Origin of the sequence: Actinoplanes sp. NBC_00393, assembly GCF_036053395.1 — a bacterium.
Classification (GTDB): domain Bacteria; phylum Actinomycetota; class Actinomycetes; order Mycobacteriales; family Micromonosporaceae; genus Actinoplanes.
The window spans coordinates 6,050,459-6,069,415 of the sequence record NZ_CP107942.1 but is presented as its reverse complement, the minus strand read 5'-3'; the positions used below and the strand labels follow the sequence as shown (position 1 = coordinate 6,069,415).

15 protein-coding genes are annotated in these 18,957 nt (G+C 72.3%); 6 read left to right on the top strand and 9 right to left on the bottom strand.

What is annotated here, in order from left to right; genetic code table 11:
• Positions 1-526 precede the first annotated feature (526 nt).
• From OHA21_RS28250 to OHA21_RS28240, 3 genes are read right to left on the bottom strand one after another with little or no spacing between them, the layout of a single operon-like run.
• Positions 527-2,926: a putative bifunctional diguanylate cyclase/phosphodiesterase gene (locus OHA21_RS28250; protein ID WP_328459868.1), complete on the bottom strand. Its 2,400-nt coding sequence runs from the start codon at positions 2,924-2,926 to the stop codon at positions 527-529.
• 47 nt (positions 2,927-2,973) lie between these two features.
• On the bottom strand, positions 2,974-3,870 hold the full coding sequence (locus OHA21_RS28245; protein WP_328459866.1) for a sulfite exporter TauE/SafE family protein: 897 nt from the start codon (positions 3,868-3,870) through the stop codon (positions 2,974-2,976).
• A 15-nt stretch (positions 3,871-3,885) separates the two neighbouring features.
• Entirely contained in the window at positions 3,886-6,219 is a 2,334-nt protein-coding gene (locus OHA21_RS28240; RefSeq protein WP_328459864.1) for a putative bifunctional diguanylate cyclase/phosphodiesterase, read from the bottom strand.
• Between the two features lie 80 nt (positions 6,220-6,299).
• Here OHA21_RS28240 and OHA21_RS28235 point away from each other — a divergent pair, with 80 nt between their 5' ends.
• Genes OHA21_RS28235 through OHA21_RS28225 form a run of 3 tightly spaced genes read left to right on the top strand, consistent with a single transcriptional unit; the run spans position 6,300 to position 8,313 of the window.
• Positions 6,300-7,016 carry a histidine phosphatase family protein gene (locus tag OHA21_RS28235; RefSeq protein WP_328459862.1) on the top strand — a complete coding sequence of 239 codons (717 nt, stop codon included), beginning with the start codon at positions 6,300-6,302 and terminating at the stop codon, positions 7,014-7,016.
• A complete protein-coding gene (locus OHA21_RS28230; protein ID WP_328459860.1) occupies positions 7,000-7,845 on the top strand; it encodes an NAD(P)H-hydrate dehydratase in 846 nt (281 codons plus the stop codon). Before OHA21_RS28235 ends, OHA21_RS28230 begins: the two co-directional genes overlap by 17 nt.
• A 54-nt stretch (positions 7,846-7,899) precedes the next feature.
• Positions 7,900-8,313: a CBS domain-containing protein gene (locus OHA21_RS28225; protein WP_328459858.1), complete on the top strand. Its 414-nt coding sequence runs from the start codon at positions 7,900-7,902 to the stop codon at positions 8,311-8,313.
• Positions 8,314-8,353: 40 nt separating this feature from the next.
• On the opposite strand, the gene OHA21_RS28220 is transcribed toward OHA21_RS28225, so the two are convergent.
• The 3 genes from OHA21_RS28220 to OHA21_RS28210 are packed head-to-tail and all read right to left on the bottom strand — an operon-like array spanning position 8,354 to position 11,724.
• Entirely contained in the window at positions 8,354-9,799 is a 1,446-nt protein-coding gene (locus OHA21_RS28220) for a GGDEF domain-containing protein (protein WP_328459856.1), read from the bottom strand.
• 40 nt (positions 9,800-9,839) lie between these two features.
• Entirely contained in the window at positions 9,840-10,874 is a 1,035-nt protein-coding gene (locus OHA21_RS28215) for a hypothetical protein (RefSeq protein WP_328459854.1), read from the bottom strand.
• The gene (locus tag OHA21_RS28210; protein WP_328459852.1) at positions 10,861-11,724 is read right to left on the bottom strand and encodes a helix-turn-helix domain-containing protein; all 864 of its coding nucleotides are present in this window, start codon (positions 11,722-11,724) and stop codon (positions 10,861-10,863) included. Before OHA21_RS28210 ends, OHA21_RS28215 begins: the two co-directional genes overlap by 14 nt.
• A 134-nt stretch (positions 11,725-11,858) precedes the next feature.
• On the opposite strand from OHA21_RS28210, the gene OHA21_RS28205 reads away from it, so the two are divergent.
• Together OHA21_RS28205 and OHA21_RS28200 are read left to right on the top strand one after the other, a co-directional pair.
• On the top strand, positions 11,859-12,110 hold the full coding sequence (locus OHA21_RS28205; RefSeq protein ID WP_328459850.1) for a hypothetical protein: 252 nt from the start codon (positions 11,859-11,861) through the stop codon (positions 12,108-12,110).
• Positions 12,111-12,186: 76 nt separating this feature from the next.
• A complete protein-coding gene (locus tag OHA21_RS28200) occupies positions 12,187-13,806 on the top strand; it encodes an alkaline phosphatase D family protein (protein ID WP_328459848.1) in 1,620 nt (539 codons plus the stop codon).
• 82 nt (positions 13,807-13,888) lie between these two features.
• Here the strand turns inward: OHA21_RS28200 and OHA21_RS28195 are convergent, their stop codons facing one another.
• Positions 13,889-15,265 carry a pyridoxal phosphate-dependent decarboxylase family protein gene (locus tag OHA21_RS28195; RefSeq protein ID WP_328459846.1) on the bottom strand — a complete coding sequence of 459 codons (1,377 nt, stop codon included), beginning with the start codon at positions 15,263-15,265 and terminating at the stop codon, positions 13,889-13,891.
• A gap of 32 nt (positions 15,266-15,297) precedes the next feature.
• A complete protein-coding gene (locus tag OHA21_RS28190) occupies positions 15,298-15,810 on the bottom strand; it encodes a hypothetical protein (RefSeq protein WP_328459844.1) in 513 nt (170 codons plus the stop codon).
• Positions 15,811-15,937: 127 nt separating this feature from the next.
• Here OHA21_RS28190 and OHA21_RS28185 point away from each other — a divergent pair, with 127 nt between their 5' ends.
• Positions 15,938-18,169: a HelD family protein gene (locus OHA21_RS28185; RefSeq protein WP_328459842.1), complete on the top strand. Its 2,232-nt coding sequence runs from the start codon at positions 15,938-15,940 to the stop codon at positions 18,167-18,169.
• On the opposite strand, the gene OHA21_RS28180 is transcribed toward OHA21_RS28185, so the two are convergent.
• A complete protein-coding gene (locus OHA21_RS28180; RefSeq protein WP_328459840.1) occupies positions 18,156-18,944 on the bottom strand; it encodes an MBL fold metallo-hydrolase in 789 nt (262 codons plus the stop codon). The genes OHA21_RS28185 and OHA21_RS28180 overlap by 14 nt on opposite strands.
• Positions 18,945-18,957: the final 13 nt, after the last annotated feature.

Here is an 18,957-nt window from a genome sequence, read left to right as displayed (position 1 = left end):
ACGCGGTCGATCAGCGAGGAAGCGCCCCAGCCGCCGGTCAGGCGTGTTTGCGGGCTTGTGAAGCATGCTTGCTGGGCGGCTGGTGGGCGCGGGCCGCCGGTCAGGCGTGTTTGCGGGCGTGCGAAGCGTGCGTGGTGGGCGGCTGGTGGGCGCGGGCCGCCGGTCAGGCGTGTTCGCGGGCCTGCGAAACGCGCGTGGTGGGCGGCTGGTGGGCGCGGGCCGCCGGTCAGGCATGTCTGCGGCCCTGTGAAGCATGCCTGCTGGGCGGCTGGTGGGCGCGGGCCGCCGGTCAGGCATGTCTGCGGCCCTGTGAAGCATGCCTGCTGGGCGGCTGGTGAGCGCGGGCCGCCGGTCAGGCGTGTCTGCGGCCCTGTGAAGCATGCCTGCTGGGCGGCTGGTGTGCGCGGGCCGCCGGTCGGGCACGTTTGACGGGCGCTGGCAACACTGAGCGCCAGCCCGGCAAGCTCAGCCGGCGCCCAGTGTTGCGGAACGGCCGCGTAAGCAGCGCTCAGCGTCAGCCCGAAGTTCAGGCCTCGACCGTAGGGCGGGTGTCAGCCGCGTCGAGGCGTTCGTAGAGCGTGCCCACCGGCTCAGGCCGGCCCAGGTGGTAGCCCTGGGCGAACTTGCAGCCCATGACCGTGAGCAGCGCCAACTGCTCGGCGTCCTCGACGCCCTCGGCGACCACCCGCAGGCCCAGCGTGTGGCCGAGCTGCATGACCGCGCTGACCAGTTCCTGCTGGCGGCCGTTGCCGACCAGGCCGGTGATGAACGAGCGGTCGATCTTGAGGACGTCGACGGGGATGTCGCGCAGGTAGCCGAGCGAGGAGTACCCCGTGCCGAAGTCGTCGATGGCGATCTTGACACCGAGTTCGCGCAGCTCCTGGAGCCGGGCGGAAGTGACCGCCACGTCGCGCATGAGGATCGTCTCGGTGAGTTCCAGGACCAGGCAGTGCGGCGGCAGTCCGGTGGCGGCCAGGGCGTACGCGACCTGGTCGGTGAGGTCGGACAGTTCCAGGCCGGCGGCGGAGAGGTTGACGCTGACCCAGGCGGGTGCGGTCCGCGGGTTGTAGTCCTGCCACTGCTTGACGGTGTGGCAGGCCTCGCGCAGGATCCACCGGTCGATCTCGATGATCATGCCGGTCTCCTCGGCGAGCGGAATGAACGACCCTGGTTGTTGCAGGCCGCGCGACGGGTCCTGCCAGCGGACCAGGGCCTCGACCCCGTGCATCCGGCCGTCCGCGATGCCGACCACCGGCTGCAGGTGCACCCGCAGCTCACCGCGGTGCACCGCGTCGCGCAGCCGGGCCTCCTGGTCGAGGCGGTTGAGCAGCTGCTCGTGCATCCGGTTCTCGAAGATCATGTAGCGGTTCTTGCCGAGGTCCTTGGCGGCGTACATGGCGACGTCGGCGTTGCGGACCACCTCGTCGGCGTCGGTGTAACGCGCCGAGTCCGGCACCACACCGATGCTCACCGTGACCAGCGCCTCGCGGCCGTGCAGCACGAACGGCCGGGCCAGGGTCACCAGGCACGCCCGGGAGAGCGCCTCGACGACCGGCGGGGAGGCGCCTTCGAGCAGGACGGCGAACTCGTCGCCGCCGAGCCGGGCCACCGTGTCGTGCGGGCGCAGTTCGGCGGTGAGCCGTTCCGCGGCGGTCCGCAGCAGCAGGTCGCCGGCGTTGTGCCCGAGGCTGTCGTTGACCCGCTTGAAGCCGTCCAGGTCGAGATAGAGCAGGGCGATCTGCTCGCCGGAGGCCCGCGAGCGGGTGAGCGCGTGCTCGAGGCGGTCCAGCAGCAGTTTGCGGTTGGGCAGGCCGGTGAGGCCGTCGTGCAGGGCCTGGTGGCGCAGGTCGTACTCGAGGGCGCGCTGGCGGCTGACGTCGCGCAGCACGATCACCGCGCCCTTCTTGTCGATCAGGCTGACCGTGTATTCGACCCGGACCGCGCTGCCGTCCGGCCGTTGCAGCAGCTCCTCGGTGGTGCCGGCGGTGAGTGACCCGAGCAGCAGCGCGGCCTCGCGCCGCAGCAGCCCGTCGACGCCGAGGCCGGTGATCCGGCCGGCGGCCTCGTTCGCGAACTCGATCCGGCCGAAGGCGTCGACGCCGCAGATGCCCTCGCCGGCGTTGGCCAGGATGCTGTCGGTGTACTCCTTGGCCAGGATCTCCCGGGCCGAGCTCTCCAGCTGCTCGGCCATCGCGTTGAAGGCCCGGGCCAGGTTGCCGATCTCGTCGCGTCCGGCCGGCGGGACCCGGTGCGAGTAGTCGCCGGCGCGGATCACCCGGACCGCGGTGGTCAGCGAGGTGATCCGCCGGGTGACCGAGCCGGCCAGCACGAAGCCGAGCACCAACACGATCACCATGGCGATGCTGGCGCTGGTGAGGATGACGGTCTGGGCCTGCCGGGCGCCGGCCATCATCTGGTCGTAGAGCGGCGTGTACTCGAGGATGACCGCGCCGATGGTCACGCCGCCGGTGCTGCGCATCGGCACCACGACCTGCTTGATGCCCTCCGGGTAGTCGACGCTCGTCTCGACGAACACCCGGGCCACGCCGTCGGCGATGGTCTGCGCGACCTCGTCACCGGTGTCGTGGTCGAAGGTCGAGCCGACGTTCTCGTCGATCACGTCGCCGAGGATGTACTTTCCCTGGTCGACCACGACGACGTCGCGGTGCTGGGTGGTGTGCATCCGCCGCAGGTACTCGGCGAGACCCGTCTGGCTGTAGTACAGCGGGGTGACCACCTCGTCACGGGTCGCGGCGGGCAGGCCGTACGCGATGTCCTCGGCGACCCCGCGGGCCAGCTGTTCGGCCTGGGTGGCGGCCGACTGCTCGGCGGAGGTGTTGTCGGCCCGCCAGGCGACCAGCGCGGTGGCCGCCACCATCAGCGCCACCAGCAGGTACCCGCCCAGCAGCTTCTGCCGTACGTTCATCCGACCCTTTCCCGCGTCCCGACCGACATCACATCGGCGGGCCGGGGTCAGGCTTGAGCAGCTACCTCCTCCGGTTCCCTGGCCTCGTCGGCCGGCCGCCGGCGAAACCGGCCGGCCACGCCGATGCCGACCGCGACCAGGGTCGCGACGCCGGCGACCACACCGACCACCAGGGTGGAGAGGTCGAACAGTTTGAGGGCGCTGGCCAGCAGCACGATCACCAGGGCGGCGCGGACCAGCCCGCCGGGGGCACGCGAGGAGATCCGGGAGCCGATCAGTACGCCCGGGATGGAGCCGAGGACCACCGCGCCGGCGATGTCGAGGTGCAGGTCGCCGAAGAAGGCGTGCCCGAGCGCGGCCGCGGTGACCAGCGGGACGGCCTGGATCAGGTCGGTGCCGACCAGGTCGTTGGCGCGCAGCTTCGGATAGAGGGCGAGCAGCGCGACGATGATCAGCGACCCGGAACCGACCGAGGTGAGGCCGACCACGACGCCGCCCATCACGCCGATGAGCACGGTCGGCAGCGGCCGGACGGTGATCGCGGCGGGCGGCCCGTCGCCGTTGCGGCGGCTGGTCCAGGCCTTGAGGAGCATGCCGCCCGCGGCCAGCAGCAGCGCCGCGCCGAGGGCGATCTTGACGGCGTGCTGCACGCTCTCGTCGCTGCCGAACAACCGCAGCAACAGAACCCCGAGGAAGGCGCTGGGCACGCTGCCGGCGCAGAGCCAGAGGACCAGCTTCCAGTTCACCGTGCCCTGCCGGGCGTGCACGTAGCCGCCGAACGGCTTCATGATCGCGCTGGCCGCGAGGTCGCTGGAGATGGCCGCGACCGGGTGTACGCCGAACAGGAGGACCAGGATGGGCGTCATCAGCGCGCCGCCACCCATGCCGGTGAGCCCGACGATGATGCCGACGCCCAGACCGGCAAGCGCCATAATCGGGTCCATGGTCGGGAATTCTGACTAAGTCAGTTGACTTTGTCGAGTTTCCCGCATCGTGAGCAGCAGTTCGACGTCGGAGACCGGCAGCGGGCGGGCGAAGTGATAGCCCTGCGCGAACCGGTAACCCGCCTGGTGCAGCCGTTCGGCCTGCTCGGCGGTTTCCACGCCCTCGGCGACGGCCTGCATCCGCAGACCGTGGGTGATCCCGATCAGGCTGTCCACGATCACCGCCTGCGGGCTCTCCGTGGTCACCCCGTCGACGAACGACTTGTCCACCTTCAGCCACGTCACCGGGCAGTCCACGAGCAGGCTGAGCGACGACTGGCCGGTGCCGAAGTCGTCCAGCGCGATGCTCAGGCCCATGTCGTGCAGCCGGCGGACCACGTCCAGGGCGACCCCGGTGCCGAGCACCGCGGTCTCGGTCATCTCGACCACCAGGTGGGCCGGGTCCAGGCCGGCCGCGGAGAGCAGCGCCGCCATCTCAGCCGGGAAGCCCGGCTCGTTGAGCTGGCGTGCTGAGACGTTCACGCTGACCTTGGCGGGCGCGTCCGGGCCGTACTCGCGCTGCCAGCGCGCGGCCTGCTGGATCACCTGCTCGAGCACCCACCGGCCGAGTTCCACGATCTGGCCGTTGCGTTCGGCGAGTGGGATGAACACCGCCGGGGAGACCATGCCGTGCTCCGGGTGACGCCAGCGGACCAGCGCCTCCACTCCGGTGAGCCGGCCGTGCGGGAGCTCGACGATCGGCTGGTAGACCAGGAACAGCTCGTCGCGGGTGATCGCCTGGCGCAGGTCGTTGCCGAGCCGGGCGTCGCTGTCGGCGAGCTGGTCCATGATCGGGTCGAACCAGGTCCACCGGCCGCCGCCGTCCTTCTTGGCGGCGTACATCGCGACGTCGGCGCGGCGCAGCAGCTCGCCGGCGGTGTCGCCGGGCCCGCTGGCGGTGACGCCGACGCTGATCCGCGGCACCATCTCGTGCCCGTCGACCAGCACCGGGCACTGCACCTCGGCGAGCAGGGCGCGCAGCAGCTCCTCGGTGTCGTGCTCGCCCAGGCCGGGCAGCAGCAGGGTGAACTCGTCGCCGCCGAGGCGGGCCACGGTGTCCTGCGGGCGCAGCCGCTCCCGCAGGCGCCGGCTGATCGTCTGGAGCAGGGTGTCGCCGGTGTTGTGCCCGTACCGGTCGTTGATCACCTTGAAGTCGTCGAGGTCGAGCAGGGCCACCACGAACGGTTCGCCGCCGGCCAGCCGGGCGGAGATCTCGTCGGCGTACGCGGACCGGTTGCCGATCCCGGTGAGCGCGTCGTGCGTCACCTGGTGGTCGAGTTGCGCCTGGTACTCGCGCAGCTGGGCCAGGTTGGCGTCGACGGTGTCCAGCAGCCGGGCGTTGTCCCGCAGCGTGGTGAGCTGGCGCAGCACGACCAGCACGGTCAGCCCGGTGACCGACAGCGCCATCAGCGACTCCTCGCCCCCGCGCGGCAGCTCGACCTCGAGCAGCACCGCGTAGAGGACGGCGATCGCCAGGTACGGGGCCACGCTGAACCGCCGCCCGGACCGTTCCGGCGACTGCGGAGTGCCGCTGCCCAGCCGCTGCCGGCGGGCCGCGAACATCGCGCTCATCTGGGACATCGGGAACGCCAGCATGCTCGTCGACAGGTACGGCTTGTCGACGATGAGCGGTGCCACCACCGCGGTGGAGGCGGCCAGGGCGACGCCGGTCGAGAGCATGTGCAGGGCGCGGCGGTCGAGCCCGCCGGCTCCCGCGAACGCCACCTTGACGAAGGTGATCAGCGAGATGGTGGACACCGTCAGGATCACCACGAAGTGGCGGGGGCTGGCGTTCGGCGCGTTCGAGAAGTCGATCCGGCTGACCCAGAAGTGCCAGGCCAGCACCCCGACGGTGAGCAGGATGATGCCGGTGTCCAGGCCGAACCGCAGCCAGTCGCCGCGGGTGCGCTGCCAGGTCGGCAGCCGCAGCAGCGCCCAGAGCACCACGACCAGCGAGACCCCGAAGATCATTTGGGTACGTACGGTGAGCTGCTGGCTGAGGACCGGCCCGCCGAACGCGTCGTACATGGCGCTCAGCGTGCTCGGGAGCAGGATCGCGCAGGCCACTGCCAGGCTGCGCCAGAAACTGCGGGTGGCCGGGTCGAGATGGGTGCTGCGGGCGGTCCGCGCACACTCGTAGACGGTGAGCACCGACAGCATCGGCAGCGGCAACCAGCCAATCACCGGGTACTGCCAGACGTGGAACAGACCTACGCCGAACCAGACGAGCAGGAACGCGAACAGGCTGAGAGCCAGGACGACCGGTACGTCGAGCCGGCGCCGGGACCGGTCGAGGCTCAGCAGAGGCATGGTCCGCTGATCGGCGGCCGGCCGGCCCCGCTGAGGAATTGAGCGGGTAGTCACCCCGGCTCCGGGGTAAGGGCCGTGGCATGGAGCATCTGGAGTGGCTCGCGGTCGTCCGGCACGGATTGAGCACCGGCAACGTCACGGCTGAACAGGCCGAGACCGGTGGGGCCGAGGCGATCGACATCCCGGAACGGGACGCGGACGTGCCGTTGACCGATCTCGGCCGGGAACAGGCCGAGGCCGTGGGCCGTCTGCTGGCCAAGCACGAGCCCCGTCTGGCGGTGGTCTCGCCGTACCTGCGGACCCGGCAGACCGCGGAGACCGCCCTGAAGGGCTCCGGGATCGAGATGATCGTCGACGAGCGGCTGCGCGACCGGGAGCTCGGCATCCTCGACCTGCTCACCGGGCGCGGTGTGCAGGCCCGGCTGCCGGACGAGGCGCGGCGGCGGGCCCGGCTGGGCAAGTTCTACTACCGGCCGCCGGGCGGCGAGTCCTGGGCCGACGTGCTGCTGCGGCTGCGGGCGCTGCTGCGCGAGATCCGTGCCGACTACCCGGGTGAGCGGGTGGTGCTGTTCGCGCACGAGGCGACCGTGCTGATGGTGCGCTATCTGGCCGAGGGGCTGAGCGAGCCGGAGCTGATGGCGCTCGCCAAGCAGACCACCATCGCGAACTGCTCGGTCAGCAGCTGGCGGCGCTCCGGCGACCGGATGGAGCCGGAGCTGTTCAACTCGGTCGAGCACCTGCACCGCGAGGACACCCCGCCGACCAAGCAGGAGGACGTCAATGCCGAGCCGGTCTGAGGAACGGGTGGTCACCCCGGCGCTGCTGCGCGAGTGGGCCCTGCCGGATCCGCAGGGCAGCAAGGAGGCACGCGGCACCGTGCTGGTGGTCGGCGGCGCCCGGTGCACGCCCGGCGCGGTCCTGCTGGCCGGGGTTGCCGCGTTGCGGGCCGGGGCGGGCCGGCTGCAGCTGGCGGTCGCTGCGGAGTCGGCGGTGCCGCTGAGCATCGCGGTTCCGGAGGCGAAGGTGGTCGGCCTGACCTCGGACGGCGACACCCCGGACGAGGTGCTGCGGCTGGCCGAGGACGCGGACGTGATCGCGCTCGGGCCGGGTCTGGACGACATCGACCACACCACCAGGTTGATGAAAGCGGTGCTCGGCGCGGCCGGCCCGGAGACGGCGGTGGTGCTGGACGCGTACGCCCTCGGTGCGCTCAGCAAGGATCCCGGCCTGCTCCGGCAGCCCCGTGCCGTGCTGACCCCCAATCTGGCCGAGGCCGGGCATCTGCTCGGCCGTGCTCCCGGCGACGATCTCGCGGCCGCCGCCCGGGAGCTGGCGGAGCGGCACCGGGCAGTGGTCTCCCTGTACGGCCACATCGCCGACCCCGGTGGCGGCGCCTGGCGGGAGGAGAGCGGAGACGCCGGTCTCGGCACGTCCGGCAGCGGCGATGTGCGGGCCGGCATAGTCGCCGGTCTGCTGGGCCGCGGCGCCGATCCGGCACAGGCCGCCTGCTGGGCCGCCTACGTGCATGCGATGAGCGGACGCCGGCTGGCCCCGGGATACGGGCGGACCGGGTTCCTGGCCCGCGAACTCGTCGACGAGGTGGCCGCGACGATTGCAACGGTCTGACGCGGGTACGTCCAGTGACGACACTGTGACATCTATGGAAGGGAGTCACCCCTCATGACGACCGCCCGCGAGATCATGAGCCGGGACGTCACCTGCGTCGGCGAGAAGGAGTCCCTCGCGGAGGCCGCCCGGAAGATGTCCGAGCTCAACGTGGGCTCGCTGCCCATCTGTGGTGAGGACAACCGGTTGCACGGCATGCTGACCGACCGGGACATCGTGGTGAAGGCCCTGGCGAAGGGCCGCAACCCGGCCGACGTGCCCGCCTCGGAGCTGGCCTCCGGCAAGCCGATCACCATCGGCGCCGACGACGACGCCGCCGAGATCCTGCGCACGATGAGCCAGTACAAGGTTCGCCGCCTGCCGGTCATCGACGGTCACCAGCTGGTCGGCATCGTCGCGGTCGCCGATGTGGCCCGCGCGTTGCCGGACCGTCCGGTCGGCGATCTGATCGACGCGATCAGCGAGTAATCCCCCGATGTGCTGATGCCGGGTGCGTTCGCATCCGGCATCAACCCGCTCCGCGGGCCGAGGTCAGGATCCGCACGTCGCCCTGTTCGTCGACGTGCCCGACCCGGCCCTTGCCGGCGGCTTTCGCGGCGTACATCGCGGAGTCCGCGTCGTGCAGCAACGCGTCGATGTCGGCGTGCTCACGCCACACCGCGACGCCGACACTGGCCGCCGGCGCCAGGTCGATGCCGCTGAGCGTGAGCGGCTCCTGGATCGAGGCGAGCAGCCGCTCGGCGACCAGCACCGCGTCCCTCGGCGAGTCCATGCCGTCGAGCAGGACGGCGAACTCGTCGCCGCCGAGCCGGGCCGCGGTGTCCGCGCCACGGACCGCGTCGCGCAGCCGCTGCGCCACGGCGACCAGCAGCTGGTCACCGGTCGCATGGCCGTACGTGTCGTTGACCTTCTTGAATCCGTCCAGGTCGATCAGCAGGACCGCGACCGGGCTGCCCCGCCGGGCGCGGGCCAGCGCCTGGGTCAGGTGGTCGCGCAGCAGCGGGCGGTTCGCCAGGCCGGTGAGGCTGTCGTGGAACGCCTGGTGCCGCAGGTCCTCGGCGCGCTCGGCGTTGCACAGGCCGAGGACGGTCTGCGCGGCCAGGGCGTCCAGCGAGGGGCGGACGTCGGCCGGGATCGGCACGTCGGCGCCGATCAGCAGGCTGCCATAGCAGAACTTCTCGCTCTGCAGGGCGAGCTGCGCGCGTACGCCCAACGGCTGCGAACCCGGCGCCGAACCGATCAGGTCCGGCGGAACCGGCCCGGCGCCGACGCCGACGCGTTCCCCTTGCGGGGTCTTCAGGGCGATCGCGGCCCATCCGCCCGGCAGCCCGCCGAGCAGCTCCCGCGCCGCCTCGACCGAGTGCCGGCAGATGGTGTCCCGGTGGGACGTGGTCACCAGCGTCGAGCCGAGCCGGGCGAAGACCCGCTCCCGGGCGGCGGCCTGCTCCTGCCGGCGGGTGCTCTCGGCGACCGCCGCGGTGAACAGCGCCAGCGGAACGACCCCGGCGGTCTGCTGCAGGAACGTGCCGATCAGGTGGGGTTGGGTGAGCGCGATCGCGGCGGACGACCCGGCGAACAGCGAGACGGTCAGCACCAGCGCGTGCTTCCAGGAGCCGTAGAGACCGCGGAACGACACGGTGACGAAGAGCAGGCCGAGAGTGATCAGCCAGTCGTGCGAGCCGTACCCGATCACGCCGAGGGCTACGCCTTCGAGCGGGGCAGCCGCGACCGGGAAGCCACCGCGCCGATAGCCGCGCAGGAACCAGCAGCCGAGCACGGCCACCGCGGCCACCGCGGCGATCCGCCAGGTCAGCGGCGCGAGGTCGCTGCCGAGCGCCCGCGGGACGGTGATGATCAGGTTGAACAGGATCAGGATGAGGAACAGCCAGCGGATCCGGGCGCCGAGTTGCCGCGGCGGCGCCATGCTGCGAAGCCAGGTCGGTGCCCACGTCATGCCCCTAGATCGGTCGCCGGCCATGGCCGCATGATGCTTTTCAGCCGTCGAAGCGCTCCCAGTCCAGGCCCAGCTTGCGGAACCGGCGCAGCAGCGAGCGGTGCCGGGCGCCGATGTACACCTCGTACCAGTCGGTGTTGTCGGCGCCGACGAGCACCACGATGCCCGGGCCGGCGTAGAACCGGGACCGCGCGCACGGCCAGCGCATCGGCCGCAGCGGGACCCGCCGCAGCGGGGCGATGATCCGCTTGGCCTGGGGGCGGTCGACGAAGGCCATGCCGCCGGGCGAGGCATCCATCGCGGCGCCGGCCAGGGCAACCATCATCAGGTACGCGCTGAGCCGCTCGCGTTCGCGCAGCGGCTGGTCACTGAGCCCCTGGTAGTAGACCGGCGGATCGTCCTGCGAGCTGCGCCCGGTGGAGAGTGTGAAGACGCCGTCGCCATCACGCCCGAAGCCGGTGGGCGCCGGTTCCGGGAAGATGTGCAGGGCGGTGCCGTACACCTCGGGGCGGCCGGCGGCGAGCCGGTGGAAGGCCCGCAGCGGTCCGGGTTGCCCGGCGGGCGGTTCCGGTGTGCCGAGCACGGGTGGGACGTCGGCGTACCAGCCGGTGATGAACTGTTCCAGCGCGGTGGCCGGGTCGGCCGGCAGCAGGTCGAGCCAGTCCAGGTCCGGCTGGTCCGGGGGTGGGCCGGTGGGGCGTACCCGGTCCAGCAGGTCGTAGGGGAGCGGCGCGTCCAGGACCAGCCCGAGGTCCTGCAGGGCGCCGCGGCGGCGGCCGAGGCGCACCGCGCGGGCGGCGCCCAGCGCGAGACAGCCTTCGGCGAGGCGGGCGAAGGCGAGCAGGGTGGGCGGTTTGGCGCCGGCCAGCAGGCCGGCGATCCGGGCCGGGAAGGGCCCGGCCAAAGCAAGATCCTCAGCGGTACGCACCGCGCCCTCGGCCACCACGACGAGGGTGTCCGGCCCGACTGCCAGCACGACGTCCGGCCCGTGGTGCAGCTCCGCCCCGGGGCCGGCCGCCGCGAGGGCCTCGGGCTCGGCGACGACCGACCAGAGCCGGATCTCAGCCGAGGGCACGGGCGGCTTCCTCGATCAGGGTCCGGGAGGCGGCCGGCCGCAGGGCCCGCGCGCTGATCGCGTCGAAGAACTCGGCGTACCGGGCGACGTCCTGCTCGTTCTCGATGAACGCGTCGCCGGCGCTGCTCTCCAGGTAGACGACCGGCCGGTCGAACGGCGTCGCGAAATCCATCAGCACGAAGTTGCCGATCATGGCCGGGTACTCCCCGGTGCTGAACGGCATGACCTGCACGGTGATGCCCGGCTCCCGGGAGGCCGTCGCCAGGTGCTCCAGCTGGGCCCGCATCACCGCCGGCCCACCGACCACCCGCCGGATCGCGGCCTCGTCGAGGACCGCGCGGAACCGCATCGGCGCGGACCGGTGCAGGACGTCCTGGCGGTGCAGGCGGACCTGCACGCGGCGCTCGATCTCCTCGGGCGGCCAGCCGCTCACCGACCGGGTGATCGCCCGCGCGTACTCCTCGGTCTGCAGCAGGCCGGGCACCAGCATCGACTCGTAGACCCGCAGGCTCTCGGCCTCGGCCTCGAGCTTGACGAAGAGCATCATCACGTCCGGCAGGTACACCTCGTAGCGGTGGAACCAGAGCGGTTGACCGTCTCCCGGCTCCTTCAGCCAGTCCAGCAGGGTGGCCCGCCGGTCGGGGTCGGTCACCCCGTAGAGGTCCAGCAGCGTGAGGACCGTACGCCGCTGGGGTTTGTTCATCGCCCTTTCGATCCGGTAGATCGAGGAGGCGTCCAGCCCGGTGCGCTCGGCGACGTGCTCCTGTTTCAGGTGCGCGGCGACCCGGAGCCGCTTGAGCTCCCCGGCCAGGCGCCGTTGCCGGATGCTCGGTGCCTTGCGTGGTGCCAACGCGCGTCCTCCCCCCGTCGGATCTCGGTCAGTCTGCCCGCGGGAAGTGCCGAACACCAGGGCTTCGCCGGGCTTTGCGGGATGTGAATTTGCAAGCCTTGCATTCTGGACGCAAGGCCACTCACGCTGGGGTAATGCTCCAGTTGCGTACCGAACACCGTTACGCCCGGCCGTCGTGGGACTGCCGGCGGTGCGGGCGGCCGTGGCCGTGCGCACGGGCCCGGGCCGACCTTGTCGAGCAGTTCGACCCGGCGGAGATCGCCCTCACCGCCTACCTCAGCGCCGTGCTGTTCGAGGCGCTCAACGACCACGTCGTGCGCTCCGTCCCGGTGCCGTCCGATCTGCACGACCGGATCCTCGGCTGGATCCGGCAGGTCCAGCCGTGACAACTTCGATGAACGTCGGTCGAATATCCGTCTGACCGAGGCCGGGACCGGTGGGTGCGCTGATACATAGAGACGCATGACTCTCCTCGATCGCCGTACCGTTCTGCTGGCCGGGCTGACCGCCGGGGCCGGCGCAGTCGCGACGACCGCCCTTCCCGGGGCCGCCACCGCGGCTGAGGGCGTCTTCCGGCACGGTGTCGCCTCGGGTGACCCCCTGCCCGGCGGCATCCTGCTGTGGACCCGGGTCACCCCGACGCCCGAGTCGTTGCCCGGCTCCGGTGTGGGCCCGCAGGTCAGCGTCGACTGGCAGATCGCCACCGACGCCGGGTTCACCGCCGTGGCCGCCGCGGGCACGTTCGCCACCGGCCCGGAGCGCGACCACACCGTCAAGATCGACGTCGACGGGCTGGCGCCGGCCACCACGTACTGGTACCGCTTCGGCTACGCCGGGACCTGGTCGCCGACCGGCCGCACGATGACCGCCCCGGCCGCCGCCGACGCCGTCGCCCGGCTCCGCGCCGGCGTGGTGAGCTGCGCCAACTGGGAGGCCGGGCACTTCGCGGCCTACCGGCACCTGGCCGAGCGCGGCGATCTCAACCTGGTCGTGCACCTCGGCGACTACCTCTACGAGTACGGCACCGGCGCCTTCACCGCGGGCGGCAGCGTGGTCCGGCGTACCGAGCCGGCGCACGAGACGCTGAGCCTGGCCGACTACCGGATCCGGCACGCGCAGTACAAGACCGACCCGGACCTGCGGGCCCTGCACGCCTCGGTGCCGTGGATCATCACGTGGGACGATCACGAGGTCGCCAACGACATGTGGAGCGACGGCGCGGAGAACCACACCCCGGGCAGCGAGGGCGACTTCCGCGCCCGGGTGGCGGCCTCCCGGCAGGCGTACGCGGAGTGGATGCCGGTCCGGCTCGCCGGTGCCGGTCACATCTACCGGCGTCTGCGCTACGGCGATCTGTTCGAGCTGTCGATGCTGGACCTGCGGACGTACCGTTCGGAGCAGGAGGGCGGCACCGCGGCCGACGACCCGGACCGGACGATCGCCGGAGCGGCCCAGATGTCCTGGCTCACCGAGGGCCTGACCTCCTCGACCGCGATCTGGAAGCTGGTCGGCAACCCGGTGATGATCTCCCGGCTCGACGTCGGCACGCTGCCGGCCTGGCTGGTGCCGCCGCTGGCCAAGCTGATCGGCGTCCCGCAGAACGGGGTGGTGCTCAACGTCGACCAGTGGGACGGCTACAACGCCGACCGCGAGCGCCTGGTCGACACGTTGCGCGCCCACGGCACCCAGGACGTCGTCTTCCTGACCGGCGACATCCACACGTCGTGGGCGAACGAGCTGACCACGAAGGACACCGGCCCGTCCCGGCCGGCCGCCGCGGAGTTCGTGGTGCCGTCGGTGACCAGCGACAACCTCAACGACTTCCTGAAGACCCGGGCCGGCGGGCCGCTGAGCGTGCTGGCCGGCTCGCTGATCCGGGCGACCAACCCGCACGTGCGCTGGGTGGAGACCGACGGGCACGGCTTCGGGGTGCTCGAGGTGACCCGGTCGCGCTGCCGGATGGACTGGTACCACCTGGCCGACCGCACCAAGCGGGACTCCACGGCCCGCTGGGCGCAGGGCTGGTCGGTCGGCCGCGGCTCGGCCAAGCTGCGCCGGGAGACCTCGGACCCGCTCAGCTGACCGCGGCCCGGCCTCACTCCGCTCAGCTGACCGCGGCCCGGCCTCACTCCGGTCAGCTCGCCGCGGCCCGAATCCACTCCGGTCAGCTCGCCGCGGCCCGGAACGCGGCGAGCGTACGCTCGATGTCCTCCCCGCTGGTGCGCCAGTTGCTCACCGAGAGCCGGATGGCGCGCCGCCCGCCCACCGCGGTGCCGCTGAGCCAGGCCTCGCCGCTGTCCACCACCGCGCGCAGCACCCGCGTGGTGGTCTCGTCGTCGGCGAAGCGGAACAGCACCTGATTGACCACCACCTCGCCGACGACCTGGCTGCCCGGCACCGTGGCCAGGCCGTCGGCGAACCGGCGAGCGAGCGCGCAACAGCGGTCCACCAGGTCCGCGACGCCCTGGCGGCCGAGCGAGCGCAGCGCCGCGTAGACCGGGAAGCCGCAGGCCCGGCGGGAGAACCCGGGAGTCCAGTCGATGGCGTCGCGCGGGGAGCCGTCGCCGCCCTGCACCAGGTAGTCGGCGGTGGTGCTGAGCGCCGCCCGGTGCGGTTCCGGGTGGGCGCAGAAGGCGATGCCGCTGTCGTACGGCACGTTGAGCCACTTGTGCGCGTCGAACGCCCACGAGTCGGCCCGGTGCGCCCCGGCCGCCAGGTGCCGCAGCGCCGGGCTGGCCAGCACCCACAGCCCGAACGCGCCGTCCACGTGCAGCCAGGCCCCGGCCGGCGCGCAGGCGTCGGCGATCGCGTCCAGGTCGTCGAAGGCGCCGGTGTTCACCTCGCCGGCCTGCGCGCAGACGATGGTCGGCTGCGGGGGACCGGCGAGCACGGCCCGCAGCGCGGCGACGTCCATCCGGCCGGCGTCGTCGGCGGGCACCACGGTCAGCCCGGCGGTGCCGAAGCCGAGCAGGCGCAGCGCCCGGTCGATGGTGATGTGCCGCCGGGTGCTCGCCACGATCCGGACCGCCGGAGCGCCGTTCAGCCCGCCCTCCTCGACGTTCCAGCCGGCCTGCCGCAGCACGTGGTGGCGGGCCGCGGCGAGGCAGGTGAGGTGGGCGGTCTGGCAGCCGGGGACGAACGCGTACGACGAGCCGGCCGGCAACCCGAACAGCTCACGCAGCCACTCGCCGGCCACCTCCTCGACGACCGCGGCGGCCGGGCCACAGGCGTACAGCCCGGCGTTCTGGTCCCAGACGGTGGTGAGCCAGTCGGCGGCGACCGCGGCCGGCAGTCCCGCGCCGATCACGAACCCGAAGTAGCGCCCGGACGGGATCGCCACCAGCCCCGGTTCGGTCGCGGCCGCCAATTCCTGCACGACCTGCACCGGCGGCATCGGCCCGGCGGGCAGCGGACCGCCGAGCCGCTCGCGCAGCTCGTCCAGGGTCGCGGTCTCGCCGACCGGGCGCTGTTCCAGAGTGCTCAGCCAGTCGGTGGCGATCCGGGCGGTACGGGCCAGCACCTCGTCGAAGTCCTTCTCCACCGCCTCACGGTAGGCCGGTTCGCCCGCGCCTGTCACTCCTCGTGATCGGTGGCTCGCGCGGCGCAGAGGAAACAGCCGCCGACGGCGAAGGCGCCCAGCACGGCGAGCGAGACCTGCTGTTCGTGGTCGAGTTGCCGCTCGTAGGTCGCCCGGCTCACCTCGACGACCCGGTCGTGGTCCTGCAGGACGTACCGGCCGTCCTCGATCGACGGGCTGCCGTCGAGAGCGGCGAAGGCGAGCACGATCGTCAGCCAGAAGCCGAAGAAGACGACCGCGGCGACCACTGCCGCCCAGTGCGGCACGTGCGGCGGCACCCAGGAGGCGAGACTCCACAGCCGGCGGGGCGCCCGGGTGCGGTAGCCGCGGCGGTTGTTGAGGATGCCGGCGGCGAAGCCGGGCACGGTGAGCAGGGCGGCGACGCCGACGGCGACCGCGGAGTGGACGGGTCGCGCGCCCAGAGTGAGGGCCACGATGAGCCCGGCCGACCACAGCACGGCGACCCCGCAGAGCAGGCTGAGCCCCAGAAGTCCACGGTTCGAGATCATCAGGGGGAACGCTAGTGTTCCGCCCGCTGCCGCGTGGCGATTTCGGGTGCTATCGTAGGCAGTTGCGCCTGTCTGATTTCGAAAAAAGCCTGCACACCCACTATCAGATTAAGCCCTGGGAGGGGTCTTGTCAAGTCTGTCAAGTGTTCCGGCGGCAGATTTCACCGAGGAGCAGCACCACCTCACCGACCTGTACCGCCACCTGGACGAACTCCGCGACCGCACCGAGCGGCGGCTCGCCCAGGCCCGGCTCGAGGGCGGCGGCACCCCGCACGCCCGGTCACACCGCGATGCGGTCACCGCCCAGTACGCCGAACGCCTCGCCCAGCTCGCCGCGGTCGAGGACGGGCTCTGCTTCGGCCGCCTGGACCGGCACGACGACGAACCACTGCGGATCGGCCGGATCGGGCTCACCGACACCGACCGTCAGCTGCTGGTCGACTGGCGGGCGCCGGCCGCCCGCCCGTTCTACGTCGCCACCGCCGTCACCCCGCACGGCGTGACCCGTCGCCGGCACATCCGTACCCGGGCCCGGTCCGTGATCGCGCTCGACGACGAGATCCTCGACGCCGGCCGGGCCACCGACACGACCCCGCTGACCGGCGAGGCCGCGCTGCTCGCCGCCCTCACCGCCAACCGCACCGGGCGGATGCGCGACATCGTCGAGACCATCCAGGCCGAACAGGACCGGGTGATCCGCTCCGACCTCGGCGGCGTGCTGGTCGTCCAGGGTGGGCCGGGCACCGGCAAGACGGCGGTCGCGCTGCACCGGGCCGCGTATCTGCTGTACACCTACCGTGAGCAGCTCAGCGCGCGCGGCGTACTGATCGTCGGCCCGAACGCCACCTTCCTGCGCTACATCTCGCACGTGCTGCCGTCGCTGGCCGAGACCGGCGTGCTGCTGGCCACGCAGGGTGACCTCTTCCCGGGCGTGACGGCCCGGCGGCCGGAGCCGCCGGCCACCGCCGAGCTGAAGGGTCGCGCCGCCATGGTGGAGATCCTGCAAGCGGCGGTACGCGTCAGACAGCGCGTTCCCGACGAGACGATCGAGGTCGTGGCCGACCGGCACGTGCTGCGCCTCGACCCGCCGACCGTGGACGCGGCCCGGGAGCGGGCCCGCCGGTCCGGACGGCTGCACAACCTGGCCCGGCCCCTCTTCGACCGCGCGGTCCTCGACGAGCTGGCCGCCCAGGTCGCCGACAAGATCGGCTACGACCCGTTCTGGAACGATCCGCTCGGCGAGGACGACGCGCTGACCTCGTCGAACGTGCTGGAGGAGGCGGACCTGGCGGATATCCGCGCTGACCTGGCCGGCGATCCCGCAGTCCAGGCGGTGCTCGACGAGCTGTGGCCGGTGCTCACCCCGGAGCAGCTGCTCACCGGCCTGTACGCCGACCCGGCCGCGGTCCCGCAACTCAGCGCGGACGAGTGCGAGCTGCTGCGGCGCGAACCGGACGGCGGGTGGACACCGGCCGACGTGCCGCTGCTCGACGAGGCCGCCGAACTGCTCGGCGAGGACGACCGGGCCGCCCGGGAGCGGGCCGTCCGGCAGTGGCGGCGGGAGCTGGCGTACGCGCAGGGCGTCCTCGACGTCACGGCCGGCTCGAAGTCGTACGAGCTGGAGGACGACTTCGAAGCGGCGATCCCGAACGCGGCCGACGTGATGCAGGCCGACATGCTGGCCGAACGGTACGAGCACCGGGAGTGGCGCTCGGCGGCGGAACGGGCTGCGGCGGACCGGAAGTGGGCGTACGGGCACGTGATCGTCGACGAGGCGCAGGAGCTGTCCCCGATGGCCTGGCGGCTGCTGATGCGGCGCTGCCCGAGCCGGTCGATGACGATCGTCGGCGACCTCGCCCAAGCCGGCACGATGGGCGCCCCGGGTGGCTGGGGTGAGGTGCTCCACCCGTACGTCGCAGATCGCTGGCGTCTCGCCGAACTCACCGTGAGTTACCGCACCCCGGCCGAAATTCTGGCCTACACCCGGCGGGTGCTGGCCGCGGCCGGCGCGCCGATCGAACCGCCGCGCCCGGTCCGGCACTCCGGCATCGAACCCTGGGAGGAGACCGGCCCGCTCAGCCGGCTCGCCGAGCTGGTGGGCCGCGAGCGCGAGGGCCGGCTCGCGGTGCTCACCCCGGCCGGCCGGCGCGACGAACTGGCAGCTCTGCTGCCGGTCGGCACCGACCTGGAGGAGGATGCCGTGCTGCTGACCGTGACCGAGGCGAAGGGCCTGGAGTTCGACGAGGTGGTGGTGGTCGACCCGGCCGGCATCCTGGCCGAGTCGCCGCGCGGCGCCAACGACCTCTACGTGGCGCTGACCCGGCCCACCCGCAGCCTCGGCGTCTTCACGCCAGCGTGAGCGTCTCCCCGCGGCCGATCGCCTGGACGCCGGTCAGCGAGCGGCCCTGACACTCGGTGAGGTAGTCGCTGAGCGGCGACTTCATCACCTTGTAGTCGTCGTAGTGGATCGGCAGGGTCAGCCGGGGCCGGATCAGCCCGGTCAGCTCGGCGCCCTGCCGGCCGTCCATGGTCAGGGTGAGGCCCAGCAGTTTCGTGCCGCCCAGATGGATCAGCATCACGTCCGGTTCGCCGCAGCGGTCCCGGATCTCGCCGAGGAACGGCCGGTACAGCGTGTCACCGGTGATGTAGAGCCGCAGCCGCCGCTCGCCGTCCACCTCCCAGTCGATCAGCGAGCCCATCACGTCCGGCAGCAGATGGTCGACCAGGCCCGGACCGTGCCGGCCGGGCAGCGCGGTCACCCGCAACGTCTGCCCGTCGCGGCGCCACTCCTCGGCCTCCCAGGTGGGCAGACCCTGTACGGCCGAGTAGTGCCGTTTGCGCAACCGCCGCTGTGCCTGCGTAGTGGTGACGATCGGCAGATCGCGGGGCAGCAGCCGCCGGGCGGTGCGGTCGAAGTGATCGCCGTGCAGGTGTGACAACAGGACGGCATCGGGGGTCGGCAGCTCCTCGTACGTCTTCGCCGGATCCCGAAGCCTGCGCGTCCACGCGCCGTAGCCGAGGTAGACCCGGCTGCCGGCCGGGCTGAAGGCCGGATCGGTGAGCAGCGTGAAGGTGCCCAGCCGCAGCAGCGTCGTGGCGTTACCGACGAAGGTCACACTGGCGTTCGGGGTCATCCGGCGCGGCTAC